The sequence below is a fragment of the Streptomyces sp. NPDC002690 genome (assembly GCF_053592415.1).
In genome coordinates this window covers 1-3482 of the sequence record NZ_JBSFVR010000544.1, presented here as the reverse complement: position 1 = coordinate 3482, position 3482 = coordinate 1, and the positions used below count along the sequence as shown (strand labels likewise).

General features: G+C 68.4%; 2 protein-coding genes. Both read right to left on the bottom strand.

The features are described from left to right. Positions 1–75 precede the first annotated feature (75 nt). On the bottom strand, positions 76–2442 hold the full coding sequence (locus ACWD3D_RS34905) for a discoidin domain-containing protein (protein WP_451464700.1): 2367 nt from the start codon (positions 2440–2442) through the stop codon (positions 76–78). Beyond that, positions 2439–3482: peptidyl-prolyl cis-trans isomerase (locus tag ACWD3D_RS34900; protein ID WP_451464699.1), on the bottom strand; the 1044-nt coding region annotated here is incomplete at its 5' end. The genes ACWD3D_RS34900 and ACWD3D_RS34905, both read right to left, overlap by 4 nt.

The following is a 3482-nucleotide window of genomic DNA, read 5'->3' as shown; positions in this document are numbered from 1 at the left end:
GTGGCATCCACCCGCCCTCCGCGTGTCATCCGTACGGACCCGGCGGGTTCACCCGGGGGTCCGTACGGACACCGTTCACGCGCCCGCGCGGTAGACCGAGATCTCGGTCAGGCTCGGGGTGTACTGCTCCGTGGCGATCTGGCCGGTGAGGGCCACCCGCAGCTTGGAGCTGGTGACGGAGCCGAAGCCGGTCACCGTGAGGTCGTGCCCGACACCCGCGTCACGGGTGGCGAAGGTGACCCAGGTACCGGTGGCCGCGTCCCAGCGCTGGAGCTCGAAGGACTGCACCCGGGGGTTGGTGCCCGAGTCGGTGTACTCGTCCAGGTAGACCTGGTCGAACGTGGTGTCCGCGCCGAAGTCGACGTCGAGCGTGATCGGGTAGGACGCGTCGTCGGCGGCGGCCCAGCGGGTCGACAGGTTGCCGTCGGTGAGCTTCTCCGCGCCGAGCGAGCCGTTCGCCCCGGGGTGGGTCGAGCTGGCGGTGACGGACTTGCCGAGGGCGAGGTTCACCCTGTTGTCCGTCTCCTCCTCGATCGGGTTCGCGTCGACCGGGTGGGCCACCTTGCGGCCGGACTTGGACTCGGCGATGCCGATGTCCGGGGCGTCGCCGTAGTAGAGGTGCGTACCGAGGAAGTCCTCGGTGCCCAGGTGCGCGTTGTACCGGCCCGCGTCGATCAGCGGGGAGTTCTTGCGCAGCGCGAAGGGCGCGGCGGCCTTGCGGATCTTGTCGACGCCCGCACCGGTGACGTAGTCGGCGGGGTCACCGACGAACTTCGGGTCGACCCGCAGCCCGTCCGGGTCGGCCGGCTCCTGCGCGGAGTGGGTGCCGGACGCCTCGTAGTAGTCGTTGTTCGAGAACACGGCCTGCCGCAGGGCGCCGGTCCGGCGGTACCACGGGGTCGGGGTGGTCTCGGAGGTGTTGTAGAAGATGTTGTTGAGGAAGTAGACGCGGCTGAGGAATGTCTCGTCGTGGACGGTGTTCAGGTCGGCGCCGTCGTAGACGAAGGTGTTGTTGGTGAAATAAGTCGGCGCGTAGTTCGTCGACAGCATGTTCTTCACGAGCACGCCGTTGTCGTTGACGCTGAGGTTGTAACGCGCCACCGAGTTCGAGCTGTTGCCCATGTAGGCCATCCAGCCCGCGGCGTTGTCGTGCGAGTAGTTGTACTGGTAAGTGACGTTGAAGTTGGTGTACTCCAGGTCCCAGGGGGTGCCGTCGTACTCGTTGTCGGGGCCGCCGTAGACCTCGTTGTACTGCATGGTGGAGTCGGCGCCGGCCCACAGGTAGAGCCCGCAGGAGACCGCGTTGTAGCGCTCCAGGAAGCCGTTGACCTCGTTGTACTCGACCGTCATCCGCTGGGAGTCGGCGAGCTGGAAGGCGCCCTGACCGATGCTCTTGGCGTAGTTGTGGCCGATGTAGACGTCACGGCTGTACAGGTCGCGGGTGCGCACCCAGAGCTGCTCCCAGCCCTCGTGCCACTTTCCGGCCTCGTCGTACTGGCCGGAGTCGGCGCTGTCGGCGGCGAACCAGTTGAACGCGAACTGCACGGCGTGCAGTTCGACGTTCTCGAAGGTGTTGTTCTCGATCCGGACGTCGCTGAAGTGGTATCCGCCGGCCGGGTACGCCTTGTAGCTCTTGCTGCCGAAGACCTGGAAGTCGACCGCACCGTAGTGGATCTTCTGCCAGCTGCTCGGACCGTCGAGGTTGTGGACGTAGATGTCCGATATGCGGAAGTGGTCCATGACCGTGTCCGCGCCGTCCGGGAACAGGTCGGCGTTGATCGAGACCATGATGCCGTCGCGGACGTAGCTGCCCTTGGTGATGTCCGTGGCGAAGTCGTCGTCGTTGGACAGCTCGACGTTGTCGATGTCCCAGTACTGCTGGTTGCGCAGCACGATGGCGCCGGTCAGACCGACGGTCTGCGGGTTCTTCGTGCCGTCCGCGTTGAACGGGCTGGGCACATTGCCGTTGGCCGCGATGTAGGGCCGGCCGGCGTGCTTGTCGCCGTACGCCGAGATGGTGATCGGCTTGCCCGCGCTGCCGGAGCCCTTCGGCCACAGCTGCTCGTTCTGCCACTGCTCGCCGGCCTTGAGCAGGATCCGGTCGCCGGGCAGAAACGTCGTCGCGTTCGCCTTGGCCAGGCTGGCCCAGGCGGTCTTCGGCGAGGTGCCGGCCGCGGTGTCGTGGCCGTGCGTGGCGTCGATGTAGTAGTCCTTGCCACCCGTCGCGTTGTGCTTGTTGCCGGGCCAGGACTTGGCCGCGGCGGAAGCAGCGGGGGCGGCGGGGCTCTTCGGTCCGGCCGCGGCGTGCGCGGCCGGGGCGAGCGACCCCACCAGCAGTGCGGCGAGCACGGAGGCGAGGCCGGTGCGAACCGTCCGCGTGGTGAGCCACGGGCGCTTCACCGACGCCTCGTCGGCGGGCAGGCCGATGTCGGCAGGTCTCATTGCTGCACGTCCTTCGCGTTGATGGCGGCCACCGCCGAGCTGTCGACGTGCATCGAGGCGTCGTCGGCCCGGCGCTGGAGGTAAGTGGCGTACTTCTTCTCGACGAGCGACTGGCGGATCCGCTGGGAGTACTCGGTGAACGCCTTGTCCTTGTCGGTCTTCACGCTGTCGAGCTGGTAGTACGTGATCTGGCCGGTGCCCTTGACGGGCGCCGAGACCTCTCCCCGGTCGAGCTCCCCGAGCACGGAGGCGAGGTCCTGGTCGTGGGTGCTGAGCCCGGTGGTGCCGGTCCCGCCGTAGGTGGCGGTGGTCAGCTTCGCGTCCGCCACCCCGGTGACGTCGGCCAGGTGACCCGCGGCCTCCACCCGGCGCTGGAGGGCGGCGGCGAAGCCGGCGGGGGCGTCGTCCGGCACCTGGACCACGAGCTGTGTGTACGCGTACGTGGTCGCGTTGGCGCTCCAGGAGTCCGGGTCCGCGTCGAACGCCTTGCGGACCTCGGCGTCGGTGATGTGGAGCGGGTCGCCGGCGTCCTTGCTGAGCAGGTCCTTCAGCTTGGTGGCGAGTTCGGTCAGCCGGTGGGTGTAGTACTCCTCGGGGGAGAAGTCCGTGACCCCGTAGACCGTCTGACCGGCCTGCACGGCCTGGGCGCGGGCCTCGTTCTCCTCGGTGCGCTCGGCGGTGAGGTCCGCGAAGTCCACGGAGTCGACGAGCCCCTGGTCCTGCGCGAGGACGAGGGTGGCCCGGTCCTCGCGGATCTCGTCCAGCGCACTCGTCTCCAGGCGCTGGAGCGCGCTCTTGGCTCCCGTCTTCGCGTCCCAGCTGAACGGGGAGGCCAGGTGGTAAGTGGTGGTCAGCTCGTTCTGCACGGTGGGGGCGAGCCGCCCCATGTGGAAGAGCAGTTCGTCACGGGTGACCGGGCGTCCGTCCAGGGTGGCGACCTCGTCGCCGTCCCGGCCGCCGGTCGTCGTGACCGCCACGACGATCACCGCGACGAGGGCGAGCACCACTGCGGTCAGCGCGGCGAGGGTCCGCCGCGAGGG